This window comes from Streptomyces sp. AM 4-1-1 (assembly GCF_029167625.1).
Classification (GTDB): domain Bacteria; phylum Actinomycetota; class Actinomycetes; order Streptomycetales; family Streptomycetaceae; genus Streptomyces.
Genome location: NZ_CP119146.1, coordinates 226,104 through 249,671, shown reverse-complemented (window position 1 = coordinate 249,671; position 23,568 = coordinate 226,104). Strand labels below are relative to the sequence as shown.

The 23,568-nt window shown below is 69.4% G+C and carries 21 protein-coding genes and 3 pseudogenes; 21 read left to right on the top strand and 3 right to left on the bottom strand.

Annotated features, from left to right (window positions below; all coding sequences use genetic code 11):
- Positions 1 to 56: 56 nt before the first annotated feature.
- The 10 genes and pseudogenes from PZB75_RS31805 to PZB75_RS31760 form a co-directional block, all read left to right on the top strand.
- Positions 57 to 1,358, top strand: coding sequence for a ParB N-terminal domain-containing protein (locus PZB75_RS31805; RefSeq protein WP_275539160.1), 1,302 nt, complete (start codon positions 57 to 59; stop codon positions 1,356 to 1,358).
- Positions 1,355 to 2,470 carry a DUF4417 domain-containing protein gene (locus PZB75_RS31800; RefSeq protein WP_275539159.1) on the top strand — a complete coding sequence of 372 codons (1,116 nt, stop codon included), beginning with the start codon at positions 1,355 to 1,357 and terminating at the stop codon, positions 2,468 to 2,470. The genes PZB75_RS31805 and PZB75_RS31800 overlap by 4 nt, the downstream gene beginning before the upstream one ends.
- 80 nt (positions 2,471 to 2,550) lie before the next feature.
- The gene (locus PZB75_RS31795) at positions 2,551 to 2,952 is read left to right on the top strand and encodes a hypothetical protein (protein ID WP_275539158.1); all 402 of its coding nucleotides are present in this window, start codon (positions 2,551 to 2,553) and stop codon (positions 2,950 to 2,952) included.
- Positions 2,952 to 5,579, top strand: coding sequence for a hypothetical protein (locus tag PZB75_RS31790; RefSeq protein ID WP_275539157.1), 2,628 nt, complete (start codon positions 2,952 to 2,954; stop codon positions 5,577 to 5,579). The genes PZB75_RS31795 and PZB75_RS31790 overlap by 1 nt, the downstream gene beginning before the upstream one ends.
- Positions 5,579 to 7,852: a hypothetical protein gene (locus PZB75_RS31785; RefSeq protein WP_275539156.1), complete on the top strand. Its 2,274-nt coding sequence runs from the start codon at positions 5,579 to 5,581 to the stop codon at positions 7,850 to 7,852. The genes PZB75_RS31790 and PZB75_RS31785 overlap by 1 nt, the downstream gene beginning before the upstream one ends.
- A 20-nt stretch (positions 7,853 to 7,872) precedes the next feature.
- A complete protein-coding gene (locus PZB75_RS31780) occupies positions 7,873 to 8,340 on the top strand; it encodes a hypothetical protein (RefSeq protein ID WP_275539155.1) in 468 nt (155 codons plus the stop codon).
- Positions 8,341 to 8,498: 158 nt separating this feature from the next.
- Positions 8,499 to 8,927 (top strand): hypothetical protein, encoded by a 429-nt coding sequence (locus tag PZB75_RS31775; protein ID WP_275539154.1) that lies wholly within the window; start codon positions 8,499 to 8,501, stop codon positions 8,925 to 8,927.
- A gap of 244 nt (positions 8,928 to 9,171) precedes the next feature.
- Complete coding sequence (locus PZB75_RS31770) at positions 9,172 to 9,675, top strand: hypothetical protein (RefSeq protein WP_275539153.1); 504 nt, start codon at positions 9,172 to 9,174, stop codon at positions 9,673 to 9,675.
- Positions 9,676 to 9,833: 158 nt separating this feature from the next.
- A complete protein-coding gene (locus PZB75_RS31765; RefSeq protein ID WP_275539152.1) occupies positions 9,834 to 10,190 on the top strand; it encodes a hypothetical protein in 357 nt (118 codons plus the stop codon).
- Positions 10,183 to 10,338: pseudogene (locus PZB75_RS31760) on the top strand (hypothetical protein); the annotation flags it as partial. The gene PZB75_RS31765 and the pseudogene PZB75_RS31760, both read left to right, overlap by 8 nt.
- Positions 10,339 to 10,466: 128 nt before the next feature.
- Here the strand turns inward: PZB75_RS31760 and PZB75_RS31755 are convergent.
- A pseudogene (locus PZB75_RS31755) lies at positions 10,467 to 10,913 on the bottom strand (IS30 family transposase); the annotation flags it as partial.
- Between the two features lie 545 nt (positions 10,914 to 11,458).
- Between PZB75_RS31755 and PZB75_RS31750 the strand changes: the two are divergent.
- Positions 11,459 to 12,817, top strand: a complete 1,359-nt coding sequence (locus tag PZB75_RS31750) for a hypothetical protein (protein ID WP_275539151.1) — start codon at positions 11,459 to 11,461, stop codon at positions 12,815 to 12,817.
- A 169-nt stretch (positions 12,818 to 12,986) separates the two neighbouring features.
- Here PZB75_RS31750 and PZB75_RS31745 read toward each other — a convergent pair whose 3' ends face one another.
- Positions 12,987 to 13,226, bottom strand: coding sequence for a hypothetical protein (locus PZB75_RS31745; RefSeq protein ID WP_275539150.1), 240 nt, complete (start codon positions 13,224 to 13,226; stop codon positions 12,987 to 12,989).
- A gap of 147 nt (positions 13,227 to 13,373) precedes the next feature.
- A complete protein-coding gene (locus tag PZB75_RS31740) occupies positions 13,374 to 14,969 on the bottom strand; it encodes an ADP-ribosylglycohydrolase family protein (protein ID WP_275539149.1) in 1,596 nt (531 codons plus the stop codon).
- 305 nt (positions 14,970 to 15,274) lie between these two features.
- On the opposite strand from PZB75_RS31740, the pseudogene PZB75_RS31735 reads away from it, so the two are divergent.
- The 10 genes and pseudogenes from PZB75_RS31735 to PZB75_RS31690 form a co-directional block, all read left to right on the top strand.
- Positions 15,275 to 15,685 (top strand): annotated as a pseudogene (locus PZB75_RS31735) (HU family DNA-binding protein); the annotation flags it as partial.
- A 150-nt stretch (positions 15,686 to 15,835) separates the two neighbouring features.
- The gene (locus PZB75_RS31730; RefSeq protein WP_275539148.1) at positions 15,836 to 16,588 is read left to right on the top strand and encodes a hypothetical protein; all 753 of its coding nucleotides are present in this window, start codon (positions 15,836 to 15,838) and stop codon (positions 16,586 to 16,588) included.
- A 26-nt stretch (positions 16,589 to 16,614) separates the two neighbouring features.
- Positions 16,615 to 17,385, top strand: coding sequence for a hypothetical protein (locus PZB75_RS31725; protein WP_275539147.1), 771 nt, complete (start codon positions 16,615 to 16,617; stop codon positions 17,383 to 17,385).
- Between the two features lie 189 nt (positions 17,386 to 17,574).
- The gene (locus PZB75_RS31720) at positions 17,575 to 17,925 is read left to right on the top strand and encodes a hypothetical protein (RefSeq protein WP_275539146.1); all 351 of its coding nucleotides are present in this window, start codon (positions 17,575 to 17,577) and stop codon (positions 17,923 to 17,925) included.
- Positions 17,922 to 18,527, top strand: a complete 606-nt coding sequence (locus PZB75_RS31715) for a hypothetical protein (RefSeq protein ID WP_275539145.1) — start codon at positions 17,922 to 17,924, stop codon at positions 18,525 to 18,527. The genes PZB75_RS31720 and PZB75_RS31715 overlap by 4 nt, the downstream gene beginning before the upstream one ends.
- A gap of 62 nt (positions 18,528 to 18,589) precedes the next feature.
- Complete coding sequence (locus tag PZB75_RS31710) at positions 18,590 to 19,573, top strand: hypothetical protein (protein ID WP_275539144.1); 984 nt, start codon at positions 18,590 to 18,592, stop codon at positions 19,571 to 19,573.
- Positions 19,570 to 20,028 carry a hypothetical protein gene (locus PZB75_RS31705; RefSeq protein WP_275539143.1) on the top strand — a complete coding sequence of 153 codons (459 nt, stop codon included), beginning with the start codon at positions 19,570 to 19,572 and terminating at the stop codon, positions 20,026 to 20,028. The genes PZB75_RS31710 and PZB75_RS31705 overlap by 4 nt, the downstream gene beginning before the upstream one ends.
- A 69-nt stretch (positions 20,029 to 20,097) precedes the next feature.
- Positions 20,098 to 21,459, top strand: coding sequence for a hypothetical protein (locus tag PZB75_RS31700; RefSeq protein ID WP_275539142.1), 1,362 nt, complete (start codon positions 20,098 to 20,100; stop codon positions 21,457 to 21,459).
- Positions 21,460 to 21,479: 20 nt separating this feature from the next.
- Positions 21,480 to 22,790, top strand: coding sequence for a DNA methylase (locus tag PZB75_RS31695; RefSeq protein WP_275539141.1), 1,311 nt, complete (start codon positions 21,480 to 21,482; stop codon positions 22,788 to 22,790).
- A 131-nt stretch (positions 22,791 to 22,921) separates the two neighbouring features.
- The gene (locus tag PZB75_RS31690) at positions 22,922 to 23,479 is read left to right on the top strand and encodes a hypothetical protein (protein WP_275539140.1); all 558 of its coding nucleotides are present in this window, start codon (positions 22,922 to 22,924) and stop codon (positions 23,477 to 23,479) included.
- Positions 23,480 to 23,568 lie beyond the last annotated feature (89 nt).

Below are 23,568 nucleotides of genomic sequence, written 5' to 3'. Positions count from 1 at the left end.
AAGGAAGCAGCGCCATGACCAGTACCTCGCTCGCGGCTCCGCCGGACGGCGGGAGCATGATCCGGCTCACCGAGATCCTGCACCGCAGCGTCAAGCTGCGGCAGCGGCGATTCGAGATGCTGCCGCTACGCGGGCAGGGTGCGCCCTTCACCGAGCCCCACGCCCGCAACCCCTCCGACTCACTGCCTCCGTCCGAGCTCGCCGACCTCATCTCCTCCATGTCCGTCATCGGCCTCCTGGAGCCGGTCCTGGCCGAGGAGATCGTCGTCGACGGCAAGGCGCCGACGATCCGCCTGGTCACCGGGGAGCGCCGCCTGCGCGCGATGCGCTGGGGCGCCGTCAACCGTCCGGACAACCCGCACTTCCAGGCGCTGCCGGCCGTGGTCTGCCCGGGCCCGTTGTCCGAGGAGGAGCGCCACATGTGGCGCTTCGTCGAAAACTTTGCCCGCGAGCCCCTCCGCCCGGGCGAGCAGGCTGCCGCATTGCTGTACCAGCGATGCGCCATCCTCGTTGGCAAGCTCCTGAAGGCCGGCAAGCCCGTGCCGCAGGAGGTCTACGCGATCCCTGACCCGGCCGAGCGGTTCCTTGCCCTGGAGAAGATCCGCGGCACCGACAGTTCCTGTGCCGCCCCCTGGAGCGAGGTGCTGGACCGTCTCGGTCTGCAGCTCAACGAGCGCAAGGCCGGCGAGCTCGTGCGGGCCTTCCGCGCGCTGCCTCGCGACCTCACCGAGGAGATGGACGAGGCCGCAGTCCGCCTGAACACCCGGATCCGGTTCGCCGAGCTTCGCAACGGCCGGGCCCAGGCCGCCGAGGGCATCTGGGCCGCGCTGAAGTCCACCAAGCGGCTCCACCTGCTGCCGACGGCCGTGAACGTCGGCCTGGAGGAGCCCGAGCTCGGGCCAGAAGAGATCATCACCGAAGCCGAGGAGCGGCAGGACGCGGCGAACGCCGACCGCCGGGCGAAGCTCACCCGGGTCCCCACCCGGGCGGAGGGCCAGGAGGAAACCGAAGAAGGCGGCGACGACGCTGCTTCGCCCCTCGGCGTGGACGAAGTGGCAGCGATCGCGGAGCCGGACAGGCCGTTGCAGCCTGCGGCGCCGGCACCGGAAGCCGCCCCAGAAGCGATGCTGGCCGACGCCGCCCCGAGCCGTCCGGCTGTGGAGTCCAACACGATCCGCACCGCGCTGGACGGCATCCGCGGGCTGCTGGCCGAGGTCCGGGCCGGCAAGGAGATCGCGCGGTACGACCGCGGCTCCCTGCGCCTCGCCCTGCGCGAGCTCCACGCCCATCTCAACGACGCGTCCGCCGACGGCGCGACGGACGACGACGCAATCACCGAAGGAAGCGAAGCAGCATGACCAGTGTCTGCCTGCCCATCCCGACCGTCGGCGTTCCCCTCCCGGGCCGCGGCTGCGACTGCAACAGCTGCGCCTTCTACGCCGGGCCCGACGGCCGGGGCGGTCCGGCCACCGTCGAGCCCCTGTGCACCGGCCAGAACTCGGACTGCCGGTTCTGCGGGTGCTCAGCAGCCGAGGCCGACGCACCGGCGAACGCGTGCGTGACCCGCAAGTGCCCGATCCGGTGCGGGAGCCGGACCGACATAGCCGGATGGATGGCGGACGTCGGCGGCACCCTGACCTTCGACGACATCAACGTCGACAGCACGCTGCCCGACGGCCTGCCGTCCTTCATCCCCATGACCGACGGCTCCGCGGTCACCAAGCTCGACGCCAGCCTGAACTGGCCGGCCTACGGCGTCGGTCTGCGGCGCGTGTTCTCGCCCGACACCCACACGCTCTACAAGCGGTTCACCGAGCAGACCGCCCGCCAGGCCCTCGCCCTCAAAGACCACCAGAAGGCCGTGCTGGTCGGCTACGGCGAGGACCCGCTCGTCGAGGCCTTCTGGACCCGCCGCGGCACCGACAGGCTCGTCGAGCGGATCGCCGAGCAGGAGTGGGACCTGGTCCTCTCGTGCAACTACAGCATCTACGGGGACTGGCCGCGCACGGAACACCTGCTCAACATGCGCCGATCGCTCCTCCTCGCGCAGGAGTTCGCCGAGGCCGGCGTGAACGTCGTGCCGAACTGCTATTGGTTCCGGCTCGAGGACCTCCAGCGCTACGTCTCCTGGATCGAGGACACCCAGCCAGCCGCCATCGCCATCAACGTGCAGACGGTCCGTGACAACGCCGACTGGGACAGCTGGGAGCGGCCCGGTCTGCACTTCCTGGCCGAGAACCTCCCCGAGGACATGCCGGTCTTCCTTACCGGTCTGTCCCGGGCCAACCGCATTGCCGAGATGGCGCAGATCTTCGGCCCCCGGCTGACCCTGATCTCGCAGAACCCGCACCAGTACGCCCTGCATGGCGCGATCATGACGGCCAACGGTCGCGAGGACGTTCACGCCCGGAGCGAGGACGCCTTCGCCGCTACGGTCCAGTACATGGCCTCGCTCCCGCCCGGTCGCTGAAAACTTCTTCGCGCGCACTGTCACACCGGCGGCTCCTCCCACACCTGTAGCAGGTGAAAGCACCTTTGGGAGGAGCCTCCGTGACGACCGAACCCGACACCACTGAAACCCAGACGGCGGAGCCGTCGACGGCCGCTCCGGCCTGGCGACTGTGGATCCTGCTCGTCTGGCACCCCGCGGCCGGCCTCCCCGTCGACCCCGTCGCCGTGCTCGGCCTCGACGAGAACCGCCAGCCAGCCGAACGGGTCGTGCGCTGGGTCCCCCTCGTCTACGAGCCGGCCGCCCCCTGGCGCGAGCGCCTGGGCGAGACCACCAGCAGCCAGGACATCGAGCGCTGGATTGCGCAGTCCGGGGGCACGTGCTCGCTCGAACCGGCGGACGTTCCGGAGGGCGCGCTCGACCTCACGCACGCAGCCGACCTCGTTCTGGACGGACTGCTCGCCGAGGTCTTCCCTGCGCTCCCGCCGCGCGGTGATGTCTGATGGGCACCGGCAGCAAGTCCTCGCACGCTTCCTACGCGGTGGGACCCACCACGGCATCTGAGACCGACGATGTGGTGGCCGAGGCGCCGGCACAGGCGATGTCCGATGAAGAGGTCCAGGCCAAGGCCGACCTAATGGTCGCGATGGACCTCATGGGGGAGCTCGCCGGCCCGCCGTTCGCCCTCGATCCCGAGGACGAGGTCCCGACGGACCCCGTCGAGCGGTACGACCTCTTCGTCGGCCAGGTTGAACAGGCTCAGGACGCCATCGAGAAACTGAAGGAGGCGGGCGCTTCCGACGAGGAGATTGAAGCCCACACCAAGGCGCTGAAGGCGCAGACCCTGGCCTACCTGAACTCGCTCGACGAGGATGACTTGCGCGAGATCGCCGAGGCCAAGGGCTTCGAGCACCCCGCTCTTGTGGGCCTGTCCGGCAAGGGCCAGCACCCCCTCATCCACTGGCTCGACCCCGCATACCCGGGCGACATCCCGTCCAAGGCGAAGATCCAGGCCGCCGCCCTCAACCGGTACAACGAGCTGCTCGCTGGCAAGACGGTCGGTGGAATGACGCTGGCCGACCTGCACGAGATCGAGGGCACCGACCCGCCCCTCAGTGGCGGCGCGTGGAAGGCCACGCCGGACGAGGTCACGGCCTCCGCCCAGGCAGTAACCGCGTCGATCGACGCCTGGACCGACGCGTCGAAGACCTACGGGCCCCAGTGGCAGGGAAAACAGGCCGAGGCCCTCCAAACGATGCTCGCGGCCGAGCAGAAATTGGCCTCGGCCGACTGTCCTGAGCTCGGCGAGGACCTGGCCAAGACCAAGGCCGAGGCCAAGTTGGCGGTTGACGAGGTCCTCACCCATAAGTACATGCACCCGAAGGTGGTCCAGCCCTCGGTTCAGGAGGCTCTCGCTACTGGCCAGCTGAGCGAGACCGAGGCGACGCACCTCAGTGGCCAGCAGCTCGTGACACTCATGCGGCCGAACACACCCGAGAGTGAAGTGGAGTCGCTGAAGGCCGTGGCGGCCAAGCGACAGGAGCAGCTGTCGAATCTCGACGCCGGGTACGCCGCGCACATTGCGGTGGCGCCCGAGGGCGGGCAGCCCCTGAACCTCCCGGCGGCTGGCGACCCGGGCGCACCGCAGACGATCGCCGCCTGGGCGAAGAACGCCGGCGACGTCCAAGACATGCAGATGGCCGTGAAGGGCTGGTACGCCTACACCCAGCAAGGGGGTGCCAGCGACACTCCGTACGCCGAGCATCCGGCCCTCGGGCCAGGGAAGTACCTTCACCCCGGCGATCTGACGAACGACTTCAAGGCGTGGGCCGCGAAGCAGAAGCTCTCCGACCTGCGCGGCGTTGCGGCCGAGCTAGGGATGGACAACAACGCCAAGGCCACGCGTGCCCAGGTCCAGAACTACATTGCCGCGAGCTTCAACGAGAAGTACGACCAGCAGGCGATCAAGGACAAGGTCACTGCGGACGTCGCGAAGAAGGAGGCGGCCAAGGCCGCCAAGGCGGCGGCCGCGGCGGCGCCTTCGATGAAGCCCGACGGAGGTTTGGCCTCGGACGAGGCCGTCCAGGCCCTGGCGAGCAAGCTGCCTGCGAATGCCACCGGCTCCGGGGCGAAGCCGGCCGCACCTGCGGCGAAGCCGGTGAAGGCGCCGAAGCCGGGCTCGTTCAACGCCAACGTCCAGGCCATGATGGCAGCGGTCCAGCACGCCAAGGCGACCCACCAGGACATGCCTGCCCGCGTGGACGCCAAAGAGGTCGCCGGCTGGGCCTTCGGCCCCGGCACCACAGCGTCGAACCTCGGCGGAACGTACGCCAAGACCATCCACGCTGCGCCCGACGGCTCGCAGTGGATGTTCAAGGCCGACCACAACCACGGCGGTGCCCTGGGGCACACCGAAGCCGCCGCGTCCCACGTCCTGTCGCTGGGTGGCGTGCCGGCTGTGCCGGTGTATCACCACAAGAAGGCCGACGGAACGGTCGGCTCCATCCAGCCGCTGCTCAAGGACGCCAAGCCGTTCACTTCCAGCCCGAGTCAGTGGACACAGTCCCAGGTCGACGCGATCGTCCGGTCGCACGTGGGGTCGTGGCTCGTCGGCGAACACGACGGTCACCAGGACAACTGGCTGAGCACGCCCTCCGGCGGCCTCGTGCAGATCGACCGCGGTCAGGCCTTCAAGCACTTCGGCGCGGACAAGCTGTCGGTGGACTACGCCCCCAGCGGCGGGGGCGGGTTCACTCCCGTCCACCAGAAGCTCTACCAGGCAGCCCTGGGCAGTGGTCTCGCCAGCGGGGTCAAGATCAACCCTGCCGCCGCGCACCCGGTGATCAAGAAGTTCGAGTCCATGCCGGACGCACAGCTGCGCTCCATCCTGCACTCCACCGCGCACGAGGGTGCCAAGAGTGGCGTGGCGTGGGTGCCGCAGATGCGCAGCCGGGCAGCGAAGGCACTGAAGATCCCGCAGTCCCAGGTCAGCAACGACCAGATCGCGACCGCGTTCCTGGACCACGCCGTAGAGAGGAAGAACAACTTGCGCCAGAACTTCTCCGACTTCTTCGTCAAGCAGCTGGGTCTGCCCTCCGGCGCCTCCCTCAAGCACGGCGGTGGTAGCTGATGGGAACCGGATCCAAGTCGAGCCACCAGAGCTACGCGGTCAGTCCCACCGCGCTCGCCGAGGCCCCCGCTGCCCCGTTGGACATCACCGGCGCGCCGGCAGCGGGTGAGGCGGCAGACCTTGCGGGCGCGGCCGTGGGATCTGCGGGGGAGCCCGCGTTCGAGGTGCCGGAACTGCCCGAGCCGGTTGTCGAGCCGGCTCCCTCTGCGGAACTTCCGGCCGGCGACGACCCGCTGGCGGAGCTGGAGACGCTCCTGGGCACCGAACCCGAATCGGAACCCGAGCCGGCCGCGTCCGCCGCACCGCCGGAGGAGGAAACCGCAGAGGCGTCTGCCGAGGCCGAGGACGTGGTAGCCGATGGAGAGCTGCAAAGCGGCGGTGAGGAGCCGTCTGCGGAGGAAGCCGTGCTGCTCCAGGCCGAGGACATCGAGGAGGTCCAGGAGGAAGAGGAGGAGGAGACGGACCCGCCGCTGACGCCGGTGCCGGCGGCGCCTCCGGTGGGCGAGCCCACTGGTACGCCGATCCTGGTGGGCGGGGACGACTTCATCAACTCCGAGGCAACCCTGGTCGCCTACGACTCATCGGACGGTCCACGGGAGGTGCTGCTCACGCACATATCCGAGGAGGCAGAGGAGAAGCTGCTTGATGCGCTCAGCATCCCCGGCACGCACATGGAGGAGATCCAGGTCGAGGAGGAGGTCAAGGAGCGCCTTGACCTCGACAAGCAAAAGAAGCTGGCCGAGCTGACCAAGACCGCCATCAGCTCAGTGCAGCACAAGCTGAAGACCGGCTCCGAGATGTCGGAAGCATCGATCGCCAAGCACCAGGCAGCCTACGACGCAGTCGCCGACGTCCTTCACAACCCGTCGATCAGCGACGACGAGAAGGCCATGGCCCTGCACTACCTGCAGCAGCTGAACGTCGTGAAAGACAAGATCGACAACGGCGGGGCGCCCATGCCGTGGATGGACGCCTACGAAGTGACCTCGACCAAGATGGTCACCAAGCAGATCCCGGTGCCCGACGGGGATCCGGAGCCCGGCACGCTCGCCGCGACGGTCCGCAAGGCGAGCCGGATCAAGGCCACCCTCGACCCGGAGACCGGGCAGACGTCATGGGACGGTGTCACCCGCTCTTCCGCCAACGGCACGGAGTACGAGATCGACATGGGCGACGGCTGGAAGGCCGTCTACCGCCCGTACAAGGACAACGACCCGGCGAACACGGAGTTCTCGCTGCGGGGACAGCTCGAGGTCCACGCCCCTGCGGGCGCCGGCCACGGTAAGGACCTCGTGGAGCGGCTGGAGCAGCTGCACCTGATGAACAAGCCGATGACCGCGGCAGAGGGGGAGTGGACGTACCTGGCGAACAACATCCGGGCCCAGGGGTTGGAGGGCTCGGCCGGCATGAAGGGCGCTATGGAGACGGCCCAGGGTCTCCAGGATCTTCAGGTCCAGGAGATCGTTCACCAGCGCATGGAGTCCCTCATGGGTCTCGACAGCGACGCCCTGCAGACGGCGATGAAGAGGATCCACCTGGAGGCATCCCACAAGGTGCTGCCGATGAAGGTCGAGGTCGTCCGAGACGCCGTCGCAAAGGCCTCCGGATTCGCCAGCGGCGCCGAACTCGCGGCCAGCCCGGGCTACGAGCCGACGCCGTCGACCGGCGGCAAGTGGCTGACCTGGTCCCGCTTCGACGTGACCGGAAAGAAGGCGGAGGTCCAGGGCGCGTTCAAGGGCCGGTCGCTGACCCACAACCTCAACGGCGGCGATCTCGCCAGTCTCCTCGGAACGGGGGTCCTGGCCTCCACGGAGAAGCGTGCAGTGATGGGCATCGGTGGCGGGCTCGGCATGAGCGAGCAGTCCGACAAGATGACCGGTGGTGCCAACTCGGTGTTCCTGCGGGTCAAGAAGACGCCCAGCTCCCCGGGTGGAGGCCGGCTGATCTGGGACGACCCGAGCGTGCTCATGCAGCGCAGCGACTACTACGCCTACAACGGCGACCACTACGGCGCCATCAACCCCGCGCACCACAACTACAACGCCGGGACGATCACGCGGGACCCGATGAAGATCGCCAAGTTCTCCGGCAGCAGCAACGAAATCATGTTCCGCAACGGGATCGACCTGCTCGGGGCCGAGGCCCCCAGCCGGATCGTGTGCCACACCGCCGCGGAGCGCAACAGCATCCTCGCTTCCCTCACCTCGCGGGGCATCACCCAGCTCGGCGGGAAACCCGTCGAGGATGTCCTGTGCACGGAAGCCGACTACTAGATCTGACCAGGAGCGATTCGATGACAGCAACACAGCAGCAGTGGCACCAGCGGCTCTCGGACCTCGTCGCGGGCAACCACAGCCCGACCGGCGACCCAGTGGACGCCGGCGCGCGCCTGGTCGTGTCGGACCCCGACGGGACGGAGGTCTTCCGTGCCGCCCTCGCCCGGCACCACCGCTACGAGGACGACGGCGACCAGGTCATATGGATCAGGCCCCTGGTCGGCGGCCAGGACACCGGGAGCGGCTACCTGTTCAACCTCGGCCTGGCCCGGCGGCGATCCCTTCCGGTGGCGCGTGCTGACGTCGTGGACGACGGAGTGGAGATAGACCTGACCACAGGGCAGAAGGCACGGATCGAGCCGGCCGACGGCCCCGAGCTCGAGCAGCTCACCCGCTGGGACGACTTCACCAACCGTCTCTCCCCGGAGGAGGACGCCGCACTGGGTCGACTGGATGCCGACTCCTGGCACGGACGCTATGCGTGAACGGCCCCGTCGCCGGTGCCGAAGAGCGACGGCGGGGCGTGTTGGCATGATGTCCCCGCGGCCGACGGCCGAGGAGACCACTGGCTGGCCCCCGCGCGGGGATGGCCGGCTGAACGACCCGGCCGAAGAGCCGGCCCGCACTCGAGAGGAGGAGACCCATGGCAGAGCGAGCGCACCCGGTGACCGAGCAGCGGCACGCTGACCTGCGGAGCCCGCTCCTGGAACACGAGCGCGACCTTCCCGTCGACGTGAACTGGCTGCGCCGGCGCGCCAAGCTGTTCGCGACCGTGTCCGGGCGCGACTTCCATGTCGTCACCGATCTTGTGGCGTACGCCTCGATCAGCGGCATGCCCTACCTCTCGCACTACGCCGCCCAGGTGTATCTGGGCCCGAAGACCGCACGGCTGCGGGTGCCGTTGATGGCCATCAACCTCAAGCTGGTGACCACGCGCGAGGAGGCCGATCGCGCCCTGGCGCACGAGACCATGCACCTGGTTGTTCCGTCGTACGGTCACAAGGCGGCCGCCTTCGCCCGGGCCCAGCTCTTGCTCGACCAGGTCGGACAACTCACCGCCGCGCAGGCGTAGACCCGCGGCAAGCCGGCCGGCCGCCGCCGCTGCTCTGTACGTCTTCCCGGGCAGAGCAGCGGCTGGCCGGCCACCCCTTCACTCTCAATGTTGTGTATTCCATTTCCAATATGTACTGTGACCTGTGTCGGGCGGGAGTTTCCGCCGACCGGAGCCGCTGTTCGCGGCCTCCGAATCCAGTCCCGGTGACCATGACGCGCGCCAGCGTGCCGATCACGGGCCGGTCCTTCTTCTCGGAGACGCCATGCCGAGCACCATGAGGAAGCCCTTCAACCCCATCGAGGCCGCAGCCGTCCAGGCCGCGGTGGAGCGCGCACAGTCCGGTCAGGCCAGCCAGATCGGCCCGGACCCGGCCCTCCACAGCCATGACGCCGAGCTCCGCTGGGTCGAAGCGGTACTCCGCCACCGCCTCTCGCTCCACTCCCTTGGCCGCCCGATCGGTATCCGCACCAGGGACGACGACACCCACCCGCTGGTCGCAGACGGCGTGCACTTCCCCGCGGTGGCGCTGTCCATCTCCTTCGCGGACAGGACGCTGGGCTTCCTGGCGACCTATGACGACCGCCGCCGCCTCATCTTCGACCTCCTCGCCCCGTGCGCCCTGTGCGGCAAGCCGGTGCCCACTGAGGAGATTAACTCCCTGGGAGACCTGGGCGACTACCTCCTCCAGTCCCGTGGGCTCGGGGGGTCCCCCCGCCAGCGCACCTCCCCCGCGCACGCCGCCGACTGCCCCGCACGCGGCGACTGATCGCGCTTCCCCCCTCCCCCAACGGGCGCCCCCGGCTGAATACAGCCGGGGGTGCCCTGCATGGAGCGACACCTCACCATGACGACAGCCACTCCCCCTCCGATGCCGGCAAAGAGCCGGTGCAGCCCACCCCTGACACGCACGGCCCATTCGGCCGGGTGGTCACCGCCCCCGAAGACAGCCCGACGCCAGCGTCTTCGACGTGGGTGACGCGGCTGCTGTTCATGGTCCCGCTGTGCATCGCCGAATTGCGGGACCTCTCAGAACCCGACATCGAGCGCCTTTCGACGCGGGCCGCCGACCTGATCGCCAGCCACGGCGACGACGCCCAGTACGGCGGCCACCACCAGCGCAGCGCGCGCACCGCCATCGCCCAGGGACTTGCCGTGCTCGTGAGAGCCGACGGCGGCGTGACCGCGCTCGGAATCCACGCGTGCATGCGCCCGCACGTCGGATGCCCCGGCACCTCACCCGCCCGCCCCTCCCCTTCGAAGCACGAGGAACGAGATGTCTGAGAGCACGAAATCGACTGGCCGCACCACCCCCAAGCGGCTCCTTACCCAGAACTCGGACCTAAGGAGGATCGGCGTATTCAACTGGACTCTGCCAGCTTTTGTGATCGAAATGCCCGACGGAAGCCATTTCAACGTCTGCCTGTCTGCGACGGGTTGTTCTGGCCCCACCGGAACGGGGTGGGTTCTAGATCTCGTCGCAACACAAGACCCCAAAGGTGTTGCAATGACGAGGAAGCGTCGAGGAGGGCGGATTCCAGCAACCGTCGCAACACCTGGTCACTCGACTGTTGCGATGAGCCTACTGAAGTGGTGGGCCGGAGTCTGCCAGCCGAGGGTCTTGCGAGGGCGGTCATTGAGTTCAAGTGCGACGGCCGCGAGGTCGGCCGCTGAGTGGACGGACAGGTCGGTGCCCTTCGGGAAGTACTGGCGGAGAAGACCGTTCGTGTTCTCGTTCGTCGGCCGCTGCCAGGGGCTGCCGGGGTCGCAGAAGAAGACCGGGATGTTCGTGGAGCGGGTGAACTCATCGTGACGGCCCATCTCGCTGCCCTGGTCCCATGTCAGCGAGCGTGCGAGCGAGGGAGGGAGGTCCGCGAAGGTGCGGACGAGGGCGTCTCGGACATGCTCGGCGCCGCGACCGCCGGGGAGGTGAACGAGCTTGACGTAGCGCGTCGTGCGGTCAACGAGAGTGCCGATGGCGGACCGGTTGTCCTTGCCGACGATCAGTCGGGTAGCGGGGACGCATTGCTGCATCCCCGCCCCCTCAGAACCGTGCAAGCAGCTTTCACCGCACACGGCTCAAGCAAGCCCCAAAGGCTCGCCGACAGGCAAAAGTGCTGGGTTTGCTCGGTCCTGAGCGATTCCCCGCTCGTCGGAATCCCGGCGAATCGAATTCCGCACCTTCTCAAGAAGGTCAGAGACATTCGGAAGCCTTCAGCGGGCGCGCGACGAGAAGCTGCGCGCGAAGAAGGCAGGCGCGGGCCAGAAGTTCACGCTGGCGCACTGAGTACTCGCGGGGGTGTTTTCGGGGCCGGGCGTATGTGCGCCCGGCCCCGAAAACACCCCCGCGGGCGTGCGACGGCGCCACCCCGGGGGAGGCGTTGCGTATTGTTCTACCGTGATGTACTTTAGCGCCTGCCCCTGCGCGATCGGGGCCGACGCAGTGGAGCCGAAGATGCCGGCTCCACCTCGAGCTCGACCGACCAGGCCCCCACCCGCGGGGCCGACGACCACGGCCTGCGGGTTCACTGCCGGTCCGACAAGGAGTAACGGTGATTCCCGCCGACGCTGATGAACTCGTGACCTCACAGGACATCGCGGAGAAGTACGAGGCCAATGAGGGCAACGTGGCCTACTGGACCACGCTCCCGGGTTTCCCTGAGGGCTGGCCGTCAGGTCCGGGACGAACCTTGGTCCGCGATGCCGCGCTGGTGGACGAGTGGCTGAAGGAGAACCTCCCGGTCCACTGGGCCAAGGGGCAGGACTCGGACAACCCGTTCGGTCTGCCCGCCGGCGGGCCGAAGGACTTGGTGACGCTATCGGACATCTGCGCCTGGGAGGGCAAGGCCCTCGGGCGGACGGAACCAGTGCCGGAAGCCACCCTGCGAAGTTACATGTCCAAGAAGCCGCCGAAGATGCCCGGCCCTGACCGCGTGCCCGGAGACGGGAAGGTCCCCGAGGTCACGGAGCGGAGGTGGTTCCGCGAGACGGCCTACGCGTTCGTGAACCGTCCGCGGCGCATGCGCCGGCAGACGAAGGCCGAGGAACCAGTAGGGACCGCGCAGGCCCCTGCAGCCGGCAGTGCGCTTCCGAGCCGTTCGTCCACCGCGCGCACGGAGCACCTGGACGCCCAGGCCATCGCGACCACATACAGCGTTAGCGGGCAGACGGCCCGGGGGTGGATCCGCGCTGAGGGGTTCCCTGAGGCTGGCGAGCGCGGGTACAACGCGGCCGAGGTCGACGAGTGGGTGCGCGAGAATCGCCGGCGGACCTGGGTCACGGCCCAGCGCCGCGCTCAACTGTCCGGCCACGCGTGGGCTGGGCCGTCGGCAGCTGACGAGGACGCCGGCGCCGAGAAGAAGCGCGCCGCCCCGGCGCCGGCGACAGAGCCGGCCGCCGAGGCGCAGGGTGAACAGGCGCAGCTCACTGCGGAGATGATCGGTCCGCGGTACGGCGTCTCCGAGTACACCGGCCTCCAGTGGACCAAGGTCAAGGAGAAGCGCGAGGGCGACAAGCTCGTTCGCCGGGCTTTCCCTGCACCTCGGAGCACGCAGCCGCGTACCTATGACCAGCGCGAGGTCGACGCGTGGGTGGAGAAGCACCGTCCGCATGTCTGGGCGGCTTTCAAGGGAACCGGGCCGGCTCTGGTCCACGATCTGCCCGAGGGAGATCCGCGGGACCTGCTGGACATCTACGACTTCGCCGAGGTGCTCGGTATGACCACCCGGGGCGAGGCACTCGCGCGCGAGACCATCCGTGCCTACCACGCCCGTGGACAGGTCCCGTACGCCGACCGGACTGTCGATGACGGCAAGAAGCCTCGGGTCTTCCAGGATCACTGGTATCGCGAGACGGTCTACGGGTTCGTCCTCAGTCGCAGGGGGTCCGGCCGCTTCGGTCCCAGGCGCTAAGAGGCTTTCATGGCCGCCGACCGGCTGCCGGCTGGCTCGGCGGGCCGGCCCCCGGGACGGGAATCGGTAGGGCGGACGGTCCTGGACATGCGAGAGCCCGCCGGTCGTCTGACCGGCGGGCTCTCGGCGTTCGCGTGCTGCTGGAGGCTTCGCTCTGGCGTGGGGTGTTCTATCGGGTACTCCCGGGTTCGTTGTCCGCCGCGACGACGAGGGCGTCGAGTTCCTCATCGCTGATGAGGACGAATGCGGTTGCCGGGACCCGAGCGACCTGCGCCTCGTAGCCGACGTTTCGTAGGCGCCGCGTGAGCGACTGTGCCTCGTACGGTGCGAGGACGTACTTGCTCTCCGGCGGATCGGCTAGAGCCGTGACGCGGTAGATCCATTCGTGGCCTGCCTCGTGCGCGGGCATCGTCGTTCCATTCGCTCGTGGTGACGACCTCGCGGTGACCGTCACCAGTTCTGTCCCCTGTCGGGATGTCGTGCGTGGGCATCGCTGAGCGCGGCCTCCGGGTAGAGGCCACGCCTGTGGCTTCAGCGCTGTGGCGCACCGCCCGTGTCAGCTGCGCTTGCGGAAGAAGCGACGGCGGGTACGGGGCTGCGGCGGGTACGGCGGCTGCCCGGCCAGCTCATAGACGGCGTCGTGGAGCTGCGGGTGCGCCAGGAGGGTCCAGTGCTTGCCCAGGGCCGCCCAGACGTCCGTCAGGGCCGTGCGGGGGTCCGTTCCCAGGAGCGTGCTGTACGTCGCTGCCACGGCGGGGGTGCGCGAGCGGCCTGCGACGCAGTGGAGGAAGACCCGCTTGCCTTCCTTGCGGAGTCGGAGAACTTGGCGGGCCGCCTGGTCGAGGGCGTAGTGAAGGTTGGGGTTCTCGCCTTCCTTGTCGACCAGCCAGACGCGGACGTGTTCGACGTCGGTCCCGGAGAAGATCGGCCCCTGTCCGACTCGGCACAGGGAGACGACCGCATCGACCGGCGGTGTGCCAGCGAACTCAGTCATGGGGAGGTTGCCGAGCAGGACACCGGGGTCGTCAGGGTGCTGTGTGGCGTACTCCTTTCCGGCGTAGCCGGGGATCTTGACGCGCGGGGCCGAGGGCCATCCGTCGTTGTCGTCCATGCCCTTGCGGGCGGTCAGGACGGCCAGGCGGACGAGATCCGGGGCGGTCATTGTGGGCCAGCCGTTCACGGCCTGCTGCCAGGCGAGCGGGATGGCCGAGACGCCCCAGCGCGCTCCCAGGAGGGCACCCGCGATCGCGGCCACGGTGTCCGTGTCGTTTCCCGCCCGGACGGCCGCTTCGGTGGCGAGCTTGAAGTGCTGGGCGGGGAACGATCCACGCTCCGGTGCCAGCTCGGGAACGGGCGTGCGGGTGATTGCGGACCACGCGGCCTGGAGGGCGGTGACGACATACCCGTTGCGGTCCCAGTGGTGCGGCGGGTTCGCCTCGGCCTCGTCCAGCCTCGCGTGCCAGATCTCCTGCCGGTCCTCGGCAAGCAGTGTGATGCCGTCGCGGACGCCGTCGAAGGTGCCTTCCATCACGGCGGTCCGAATGCCCGCGCACCACAGGATGCACGCCTCGACGCACTCGGGGTCGCTGTGGGTGAGGGAGCTGATCACCGTGGCGGCCCGGACCATTCCGTCCACATCGTCCAGGTAGGCGAGGGCCACGATGCCGGTCCGCATCAGCGAGCCGTTGCCCGCACTGAACCGGGTGCGGGCGGTGTAGGCGTCAGCTTCCGCCGTCATGGCCTGGGCGGGCGTGCCCGTCTTGTGGCTCTTCGCGGCGCGGAGCACGCCGCTGGTCTGGTTCCCGATGTCGCTTGCGCCCCCGTCGCGCCAGAAGTGGAAGTTGCGGGCGATCTGGTCGAGTGCGGTCGGGCTGGTGAGGTCGATGCCGGTGGACGCGACGGCGGCGATGCACACGTGCATCTGAGTGTCGTCGGAGTACTCGCCGGGCTTGTAAGGGCCCAGCCCGCCACCGATCATGGCGGGCTGCTCATCGGAGCCCAGTCGGCGGGCGAACTCATAGGGAACGCCGAGGGCATCACCGCACGCAGCGCCGAGAAGGACGCCGGCTGCGCGGTCAGTGGCGTGGATGTTGAGCGAGTGGGCCGCCGGGGCCGGGGTGGAGGTTGTAAGGGCAACGAGCTTGGCATTCACGGGCGTTCTCCCGAAGTCATGTACTACGTGCGTGGTCTGAGGAGGGCGGGGCGGGGAGGGCGGCGTGAACTCGCCTGGCGCTCAAACCCGCTGTCGCCACGTCAGAATGACACGACCGAACTGCTTTCGTCAACGTGACGATTAGCGTTGCGTATTACTCATCCAACGTGTACTGTCATTGTTGTCGGAGGCGCTCGACCCGTCCTGGATGACGCGCCCCGCTTCCCTACGTCGGTACCGCGCCCTGAACGTCAGCGGCCCCAGCTCCGGCATCGAAGTGCACGCCAACTCACAGGAGTTCCACCATGAACAAGGCCCAGCTCGTCGACGTGATCGCAGACAAGATGGGTGGTCGCCAGCAGGCCGTCGAAGCTGTCGACAACATGCTCGACGCCATCGTCCGGGCCGTCGTCGCCGGAGACCGTGTCTCCGTCACGGGATTCGGCTCGTTCGAGAAGGTCGACCGACCGGCCCGCTACGCCCGCAACCCCCAGACCGGGGAGCGGGTGCGGGTCAAGAAGACCTCCGTCCCCCGCTTCCGGGCCGGGCAAGGCTTCAAGGACCTGGTCAGCGGTGCCAAGAAGCTCCCCAAGGGCGGCGAGGTCTCTGTCAAGAAGGCTCCCAAGGGAAGCCTCACCGGTGCCTCCGCCGTGGCGAAGAAGGCGATGGCCAAGAAGGCCACTCCGAAGAAGACGGGAGCGGCGGCCAAGAAGACGGGCCCGGCCATGAAGGTCGGGCCGAAGAAGCCCGTCAAGGCCGCCCCCAAGAAGTCGCTCGCCTGATCCGTCGTCGCCGGGCCCCCCTCCCGGCATTCCCTGCTCGACGGCCGGGCGCTGGTGCGCCCGGCCGGACCGGAGAAACCTCTGATGAACTACTTCGTGATCGACGGCACCCGTGTCGTCTCCGCTCATCGGACGCTGGCCTCTGCCCGTTCCGCGGAAGCGCAGGGACCCGGGCGCAGTGCTGAGCCCGGCCCGCTGTTGGACGGTGAACCGGCCTGGTGGACGCGGGCGCGCCCGAGCGGCGGTGTGATGGAGCTCGGCATTGTTCGGGCCGAGGCGACCGATCTCGGCCTCCGCTTCGAGTTGCGCGCCTGCCAGGCGCCGGCCGGCTCCTGCCGCCACAGGCCATGCGGCACCTACACCACGTGGGCCGTGAGCCGTTGGTACGGCCTCCTCAGCGAGCTCGCCGCCTTCGTGCCCCTGTCGTGGATCTGGGTCGGCAAACGCAGCAGCGACCCCCGTGGCGATGCCCCGCAGTTCCTCACCGAGGGCCAGGCCCTCGTCGACCGCCTGGTCGCAGAGAAGCAGGAACCCCTGCGGATCGTCGTGCGGTTCCTGGCGAAGCATTTCGGCCCCGCCCCCGGGCAGGACTCCGTCGCGGTCCGCCCGGTCCTCCACGGCCGGGATCTGCATCTGAGGCTGGACCCGTCCGTCTCGCCGGACCTGCCCGTCTGCGGAGCCATCCTGCCGGGCCGCGGCAGTGACACCGCCGGCACCGAACCGCATGTACGCACCTGCGACCAGTGCTTCGGGCGCGCCCCCATCGTCCCGCCCCCCGTTCTCACCGCCGCCGAGTACGACGCGTGGACCTCATACATCCACCAGCCCGGCTCGTGACCGGCGAACCAAGGAGGGACTCCGTCGTGACCGAGACTTCAACCGCCGTCCTTGCCTGCTCGCCCAAACAGTTGGCGCTTCGCCTGCTCCGGCGCAGGGCCTTCACTGCCGGGTACCTGGCGCAGGTGATCGACCTCGCCGTACGAGAGGTGGCTCGCAGCCAGTTCGACGAACCCGATGAGCGCGAAGCGGCCCAGGTCCATCGGCGGCTGACCCGCTACGCAGCGAACGGGCAGCCCGGCTCCGCCGAGCTCGCCCGCGCCATGCTCGACGTCAAGCACGCCCTGGACCTGGTGCAGCACAGGCACTACCGGGCCTCCGCCGTTCCCGAGAGCGGCATCACCACGACCGTCTCCGCGGAGCAGCTGCTGGAGCTGGTCACCGAAGCCGGCCGGGACCGAGCACTCGCTGCGCAGGGGGGAGCCCTGGTCGTCCTCGCGCAGAACGAGGAGACCAGCACCGTCTACCGTCCGGTGTCCGCCGTACAGGCAAAGGCTCTGCGGCAGGCGGCGCGCAGCGCGAAGGAGGAGGCGATCCGCCTCTACGAGGGGGCGGTTGAGGTGCTGCGCCCGCACGTGCGCATGGCCGACTGGAGCAAGGACGACGGATACGGAGTCGCCGTCGACGTGGTGCGCGACGGAGTGTCGGTGCAGTGGTGGCCGGCCGCGCTGCCCGAGTCCCGGGCGCTGTGGGAGCAGGGAGGCATCCGGCAGCTCTGTGTGTCGCTGCTGGCGTCCCGTTTCACCGTGTCCGAAGGAGATGACGGAGCACCCCACGCCCTGATGTTGCGTATTTAGTTTTCGGTATGTATTGTTCTGGTGTCTGGTTGATCGGCCGCCCTCCCCTTCAAGCCCGTGTGCCGGCCCGCGCCGGCGCCGTGAGGGCGGCCGCCAGGCCACTGCACCGCTGCTGCGTGGCGCATCCCGCAGCCCTCCACCTCACCGCCCCGGGCCGCCGCAGCGCCCGCATCGAACTGGGAGACCGCCATGGGCCCGAGCAATCCCCAACCGCGCCGGACGGCGCCCCTCGACTCGCTCAGGGAGCTGGCGCCGGGCGCCGAACTCGTCAAGGTCCGCGCCAACCCGCACAACTGGAGCCAGGCCGAGCTCCTCGCCGCGTACACGTGGCCGCAGCACCAGGGCGACCGCCTGGTCCCCCTCGACTGCGGCACCTACCCGGACGACTCACACGACACCGCTCTGACCATCGGCGAGTTCCTCAGCCGGTACCAGCAGCTCCCGGTCGTGCGTGTACTCCAGGCCAGCGACGCCGCCTACACCTTCCTGGTCGAGCTCGCCCGCCCCTCCTGGGAGCTCGCCGAGAGTGATTCCCAGTGAGTGCCCCGGCGATCCCCGCAGCGTGCGCGCACCGTCCCACCCATGGCGGCCTGGTCGTCCCGTACGTCTCGTTCGAGCACAACGGTCTGCCGGTCTTCGGCGGGCTCGACCCGCTCAAGCGCGCCCGAGCCTTCGAGAACGGCCTGTGCCAGATCTGCGCACGGCCGCTGGAGCGGTGGTTCTACGTGCTGGTCCGCCCCCAGGACGTGAGTGTCGGGTACGCGCCGGAACCGGGGCTCCACCCGCCGTGCCTGATGTATTCGGAGAAGGCGTGCCCGATGCTCAACGGCACCAGCGCGACCTACCGTCCGGGCGGCGTCATCTCCCGGCACCCGGCGGGCCGTCCGTGCGACGACCCGGCCTGTTCCTGCCCCGCGACGGCGCCCACTGCGGAATCCCAGCTGCGGGCCGGGCGCAAGGCCGACGACTGGGACGCCTGGATGCTCTCGACGCCCCAGTACGAGCTGCGCCGGGATGACCGCGGCGGTGCCGTGGGCATCCAGCTTCCTTCCGGCCCGAAGCGCATCCGCCGCGTGCGGGTGTCTGCCGAGCGCAAGCGCGCCCTCGCCATGGTCGCGGCGCTCCTGGAACTGGGCGCGTAGCCCTCCCCCTTCAACGCCCGGCGGGCGCGCCCGTGCCCGCCGGGCCACCCACGAGGATGACCATGCTCGCTGAACGTTTCCGCCCCTCCGACATCGAAAGCCTGGTACGCATCGCCGGCGCCCTGGCCCACTCCCCGGCCGCCGCCGAACTTCCCCCGCAGTACCGTGAGCTCGCCCAGCGCGTTCACGCCGAGATCGTCGCCGAGAGCTCCGGTCGTAGGTCCCCGGCCGTCTCCGCCTTCCTGGGGCCTCGCCCCGGTGAACAGGTCTGGATGCTGCGCCTCTGGACCCGCCACGAGGACACCACGGCGCCGTACGCCACGAAGGGCGCTGCCCTTGCCGAGCTCGCCACCCACGTGCGCAGCAGCTGGGACAACGTGGGCGGCCAGGGTGACGTACCCGATGAGCCTCCGGCCGACGACGCCGAGGCGATCGACCTCTACTACGGAACCGACGGCGACGCGGTACCCGATCAGGGCTTCGAGCTGTATGCCGAGGAGCTGGGACGGTCGCAGCGCTCTCGGATCGTTCCCTTGGACTTCGCCTTCCCCAACGCTGTGACGGCCGAAGGCCTCAACCGCGGCGCCGTCTTCTACGCTGCCGATGACGACGGACCGTCGTGCATCGAGGTGGCCGGGGTGCTCGTCTTCGGCTACGTGGACGCCGAGGACGGCGTCGTACGGGTCTCGGTCCACACCGACAGCGCCGATCCCGAGCATGTCGTCAGGCCGGACGGGTCCGTACCGCTGCGCGTCGTCATCGAGGACACCGTCGTCTTCGACGACAGCAACCACTACGCCCCGCGTCCCCCCGTGCTGGAGCAGCTCCTGGACGCTGCCGACCCGGAGCAGCGGGATCTGATCTTCTCGGTGGCGGTCTCAGCGGGGCTGATGTGGAGCTGTCCGGACTGCCAGTGGCCGAACCCGCGGGCGACGGAGCGGTGCGAGCGCCCCGGCTGCGGACGCCAGGTCAAGGCGATGGCGATCGGTGCGCAGGCGGCAGCTCTCGCCCCGGCGCCGACTCTCGCGCTGGAGGGGCCGCGATGACCATCAAGGCCTACCCGCCGACGCCCAGGCACCTCCGCGCCGCATGCGTCCATCCGTCGGGGCACCTCACGTCGCACGGCAGCCGCACGACGCTCCAGGTCTACCTGGACGATGGGCTGGTCTACCGCAACGACGCCGACGGCTACCGGCTCCCGGCGGAAGTGGCGCAGGAGCAGGGCGTCGGACCGTACGTCATCACCGGCGCCGGGCGGCGGGCGATCCTGAACGACTCCCAGCTGGCGGCCATCGACTCCGCCGACGAGGGCAGCGCGCTGCGGGAGGTCAGCTGGCCCACTGCCGCCGCCCTCGCCCGCCTCCGCCTCGTCGAGTATCGCGACGCCGACGGTGTCCCGCAGCTCACCGACGGCGACGACGGCCGCAGCGGCCCGAAGCACCGGCCCTTCCTCACCCCCGCGGGCGTCGAGGCCGCACGCGCCGCCAAACCCCAGTCCTGATCCCCCGCTCCCCCGGCGGGTGCGGCCCTTCCCGGCCGCACCCGCCCTGATCCCCGCAGGTACGCGCCCATGACTTCCCTCACCCTGTTCGATCCCGACCTCGACGAGGCCGGTCCCACCACGTCGTCCGGCGGGCCGGCTCCGGCCGAGGTTGCCTCCGCAGAGGCTCTGCAATCCTTCCGCGCGACGAAGCACAAGTCGCTCAACTTCGGTCTTGGCGTCGACTCGACGGCCCTGGTCCTGGCGATCATCGACGATCCAACCGCCTTCGGGATCGCCGAGGACTTCTCAGACTTCTCGATCGTGACGGCGATGACCGGGTTCGAGTTTCCCGACACGATCGCCGACGTCGAGAACCACGTTCTCCCGCTGCTCCGGGACAAAGGCATCCGGTACACGCAGGTCGCACGGGCCGGGCGTCCGGACTCGGCAGGTGTCGAAGTCCTCTCCGACACCACGAACCCCGGCAAGGTGTTCAGCAAGGGCCCGTGGACGCTCATGGACGAGATGGAGGAGAACGGCACGGTCCCCCAGTACGCCGGCGGTCACGTATGCAGCCAGAAGCACAAGGCCTTCCCGATCGACCGCCTCCAGCTCCAGCGGTCGGGCGGGCAGACCGTCGGCAAGCTCTTCGGTTACAACGCCGACGAGCACAAGCGCGCGGTCAAGGCCAACAAATTCCAGGCCGAGCGCAACCAGACGGCGGGCTACGAGACCTTCGCCCTGGACTACCCGCTGCTCAGGCTCGGCTGGGCTCGCCAGGACGTGCAGGGCTACGTGAAGGACCGCCTTGGAATTGACATGACCAAGTCATATTGTCCGGTATGCCCGTTCTCCGGGGTCTGCTCGCCCCAGCCGGACCACCTGAAGCGGCTGCGGAAGTACCCCGACCTCGCGGCGCGCGTGCTACGCCTGGCGTACCTGGCGATGGCCCTGAACGACAACATGTCCCTCTACAAGGACGACACTCTGTTCAGGCGGGTCACCGACAACCAGAATGCCGAGGCGCTCGGCCGGTTCAACGCCCGGCTGGACGAGGAGACGTGGGCGGTCTACCGGCTGCGGCGTGCCTACACCCCCGGCCGCCGGCCCGAGTGCAAGACCGCTCACGGTGACCATTGCGCCAAGCCCGAGTGCCGCGACAGCGGCATCAAGGGCACTGTCTACCGGTCCGTGGAGACCGTCCGCACCGGCAGCCGCACCGAAGTGGGCGCCTTCCTGCACAACGCCGCCACGGCCCTGGACCGCCCGGTCGAGCACTCCACGACAGCCCACGGCGTCGGCATCGACCGTGTCCGCACTCGCGTCCGCCCGGACTCCAAGACGTACGGCACGGTCGAGGACTTCTACGTGACCGCCCCGGCCGGCGTGCAGGACAAGGCCCGCCCCGGTTTCGCCGGGGTGTGGGCCTCGATGACCACCGACCAGTAACCCCACCCTTGCGAGGAGAGATGACCACCCGCACCCTGTCCCCGGCTTCCTACGACAGGCTCACCGCCACGGTCGCACGCGACACCGGAGAGCGGCACACGGCCGCCCTGTGGATCCACGCCGCGGCCCTCGTCCGCCACGCCTACGACCACGGCCTGGCCCCGGCCGACGACCGCCCACCGGGCCCGGACGGCCTGCTGAAGTCCCTGGAGAACCTCGCGAACTGCCACCCTGCCCTGGCCCCGCTCGCCGATCCGGCGGTACTGCCCCTGTGGGAGCAGCCGCTCGGCGCTGCGGCCTGGGCCGCCGTCGAGGAGTTCTGGGACCGGCACCCTGCCCTCGAAGACGAGCGTCGCGTGGACGGCTACGCGCTGGGCGACGCCTACCAGTTGCTATCCGAGGAGGCCCGCAAGGGGCGCGCCCTGTGTCAGACGCCGCCCTGGGTCGCCCGTCTCCTGCTGCGCCTGTCGCTGGAGCCGGCCATGGAGGAATGGGGGCCGGCCGACGTCCGGATGATCGACCCCGCCTGCGGGACCGGGCACCTCGCCGTGGCTGCATTCCACATGGTCCGCGTCCCGCCGGTGCACGGCCGCCGGCCCAGCCCGGTCGGGCACGGGCCACGGGCCGTCGAGCGGGCGCTCGCCGCGGTGTCTGGTGTGGACCTCGACGCGTACGCCGCCGCACTGACCGCCTACCGGCTCCTGGCGTGCTCCGCGCACGTCCTCGGCGTGGGCCTGGACCGCGTCCCGGCGTCGTGGCCCGTCAACGTGGCCGCCGCCGACTCCCTGCTGGACCGCACCGAGCCCCTGCTGGCAGCCGGCGCCTACCACGCGTGCGTGGCCAACCCGCCATACATCACCCCGAAAGACTCCGCCGTCCGCGACCAGGTCCGCGCCGCGTACCCGCAGGTGGCGGCCGGCAAGTACTCGCTGGCCCTTCCCTTCACCGCGCTGATGCTCGAGTACCTGGCCGCCCCGGGAGGCTTCGTGGCGCAGCTGACCGCGAACTCGTTCATGAAAAGGGAGTTCGGCAGGCGATACGTCACCGAGTTCCTTCCTCGCTTCGACGCGCGCTGGATCATCGACACCTCCGGCGCCTACATCCCGGGGCACGGAACACCCACCTGCATCCTCGTGCACCGGGCCCGGCCGCCGGTCGGCGAAACGGTCACGGTGATCCGGGGCAACGGCGGAGAGCCCCACGTTCCCGAGGACCCCGCGCGAGGGCTTGTCTGGAGAGCGATCGAGGACGCGGTCGACAGTCGGCTGGCCTGGGACCGGTTCCAAGCGGGTGCGGACTTCGCCCGGCTCAGCGGGGAACCCACTCCATGAGATGTTGCGTATTCGCATTTCCCTGTGTACTGTGATTCTCGGGTCGGGCCAACTCCCCGCCACATCAACCCACTTGACGAGCGCCGCTCCAGACGTCGCGCCGTCTCAGCGCATCCAGGGGACTGATACTGATGAAGCGGAACAAGCCGCTCATAAAGCGCCGCAAGGCCGGGACGCAGAACGAGCGGCGGAGGCCGTACCGGTGGCAGGAGAGCGCCACTTCCTACTGGGCGCTGGCCGTGCCCCAGGCATTCACCGGGACCGACCAGACCGTCCTCGACATGACCGGAGCGGTGCCCGCGGGCGCAGACGAATCAGACCCCGACGACCCGCGCTACGGCTCCTCGCTGCGCTGGCGGCTCGACCGCGACGGCCAGACCCAGTTCGTCTACGGCACACAGGTGTGGGGGCGGTACCGGAGCGAGAGCCCGTCGGCCTACGGCAAGCACATCTCTGAAGGTTTCCGCCGGTCACTCCCCACGTCGTCGGACGTCTACCACGTATTCGTCGCGGCCCGGCCGGGATGCGAACGCGGGACGCGGTGTCCACTCACGCGGCACTGGTACACGGCCATCGAGGCCGACCTGTCGACACATCAGCCGGACCGATGCCCGATGGGCGTCCTGAACGACGGGCCGCCCTGGCGCTTGATCGGCCGTACCGTCCCTGACGGCCGCCACATCTACTGACGTCTCTCGGCACAGTGCTCGGGGCCGCCCTGGCAGCTCCCTAGGCTCCGGTCGGCCCGGTCCCTGGGTCTGACTCCCGCCCACGGTCC

Coding starts and splice junctions, on each gene's coding strand:
- PZB75_RS31805 (WP_275539160.1), top strand. CDS start 57: ATGATCCGGCTCACCGAGATCCTGCACCGCAGCGTCAAGCTGCGGCAG.
- PZB75_RS31800 (WP_275539159.1), top strand. CDS start 1,355: ATGACCAGTGTCTGCCTGCCCATCCCGACCGTCGGCGTTCCCCTCCCG.
- PZB75_RS31790 (WP_275539157.1), top strand. CDS start 2,952: ATGGGCACCGGCAGCAAGTCCTCGCACGCTTCCTACGCGGTGGGACCC.
- PZB75_RS31785 (WP_275539156.1), top strand. CDS start 5,579: ATGGGAACCGGATCCAAGTCGAGCCACCAGAGCTACGCGGTCAGTCCC.
- PZB75_RS31780 (WP_275539155.1), top strand. CDS start 7,873: ATGACAGCAACACAGCAGCAGTGGCACCAGCGGCTCTCGGACCTCGTC.
- PZB75_RS31775 (WP_275539154.1), top strand. CDS start 8,499: ATGGCAGAGCGAGCGCACCCGGTGACCGAGCAGCGGCACGCTGACCTG.
- PZB75_RS31770 (WP_275539153.1), top strand. CDS start 9,172: ATGCCGAGCACCATGAGGAAGCCCTTCAACCCCATCGAGGCCGCAGCC.
- PZB75_RS31745 (WP_275539150.1), bottom strand. CDS start 13,226: ATGCCCGCGCACGAGGCAGGCCACGAATGGATCTACCGCGTCACGGCT.
- PZB75_RS31730 (WP_275539148.1), top strand. CDS start 15,836: ATGAACTACTTCGTGATCGACGGCACCCGTGTCGTCTCCGCTCATCGG.
- PZB75_RS31720 (WP_275539146.1), top strand. CDS start 17,575: ATGGGCCCGAGCAATCCCCAACCGCGCCGGACGGCGCCCCTCGACTCG.
- PZB75_RS31710 (WP_275539144.1), top strand. CDS start 18,590: ATGCTCGCTGAACGTTTCCGCCCCTCCGACATCGAAAGCCTGGTACGC.
- PZB75_RS31705 (WP_275539143.1), top strand. CDS start 19,570: ATGACCATCAAGGCCTACCCGCCGACGCCCAGGCACCTCCGCGCCGCA.
- PZB75_RS31700 (WP_275539142.1), top strand. CDS start 20,098: ATGACTTCCCTCACCCTGTTCGATCCCGACCTCGACGAGGCCGGTCCC.
- PZB75_RS31695 (WP_275539141.1), top strand. CDS start 21,480: ATGACCACCCGCACCCTGTCCCCGGCTTCCTACGACAGGCTCACCGCC.
- PZB75_RS31690 (WP_275539140.1), top strand. CDS start 22,922: ATGAAGCGGAACAAGCCGCTCATAAAGCGCCGCAAGGCCGGGACGCAG.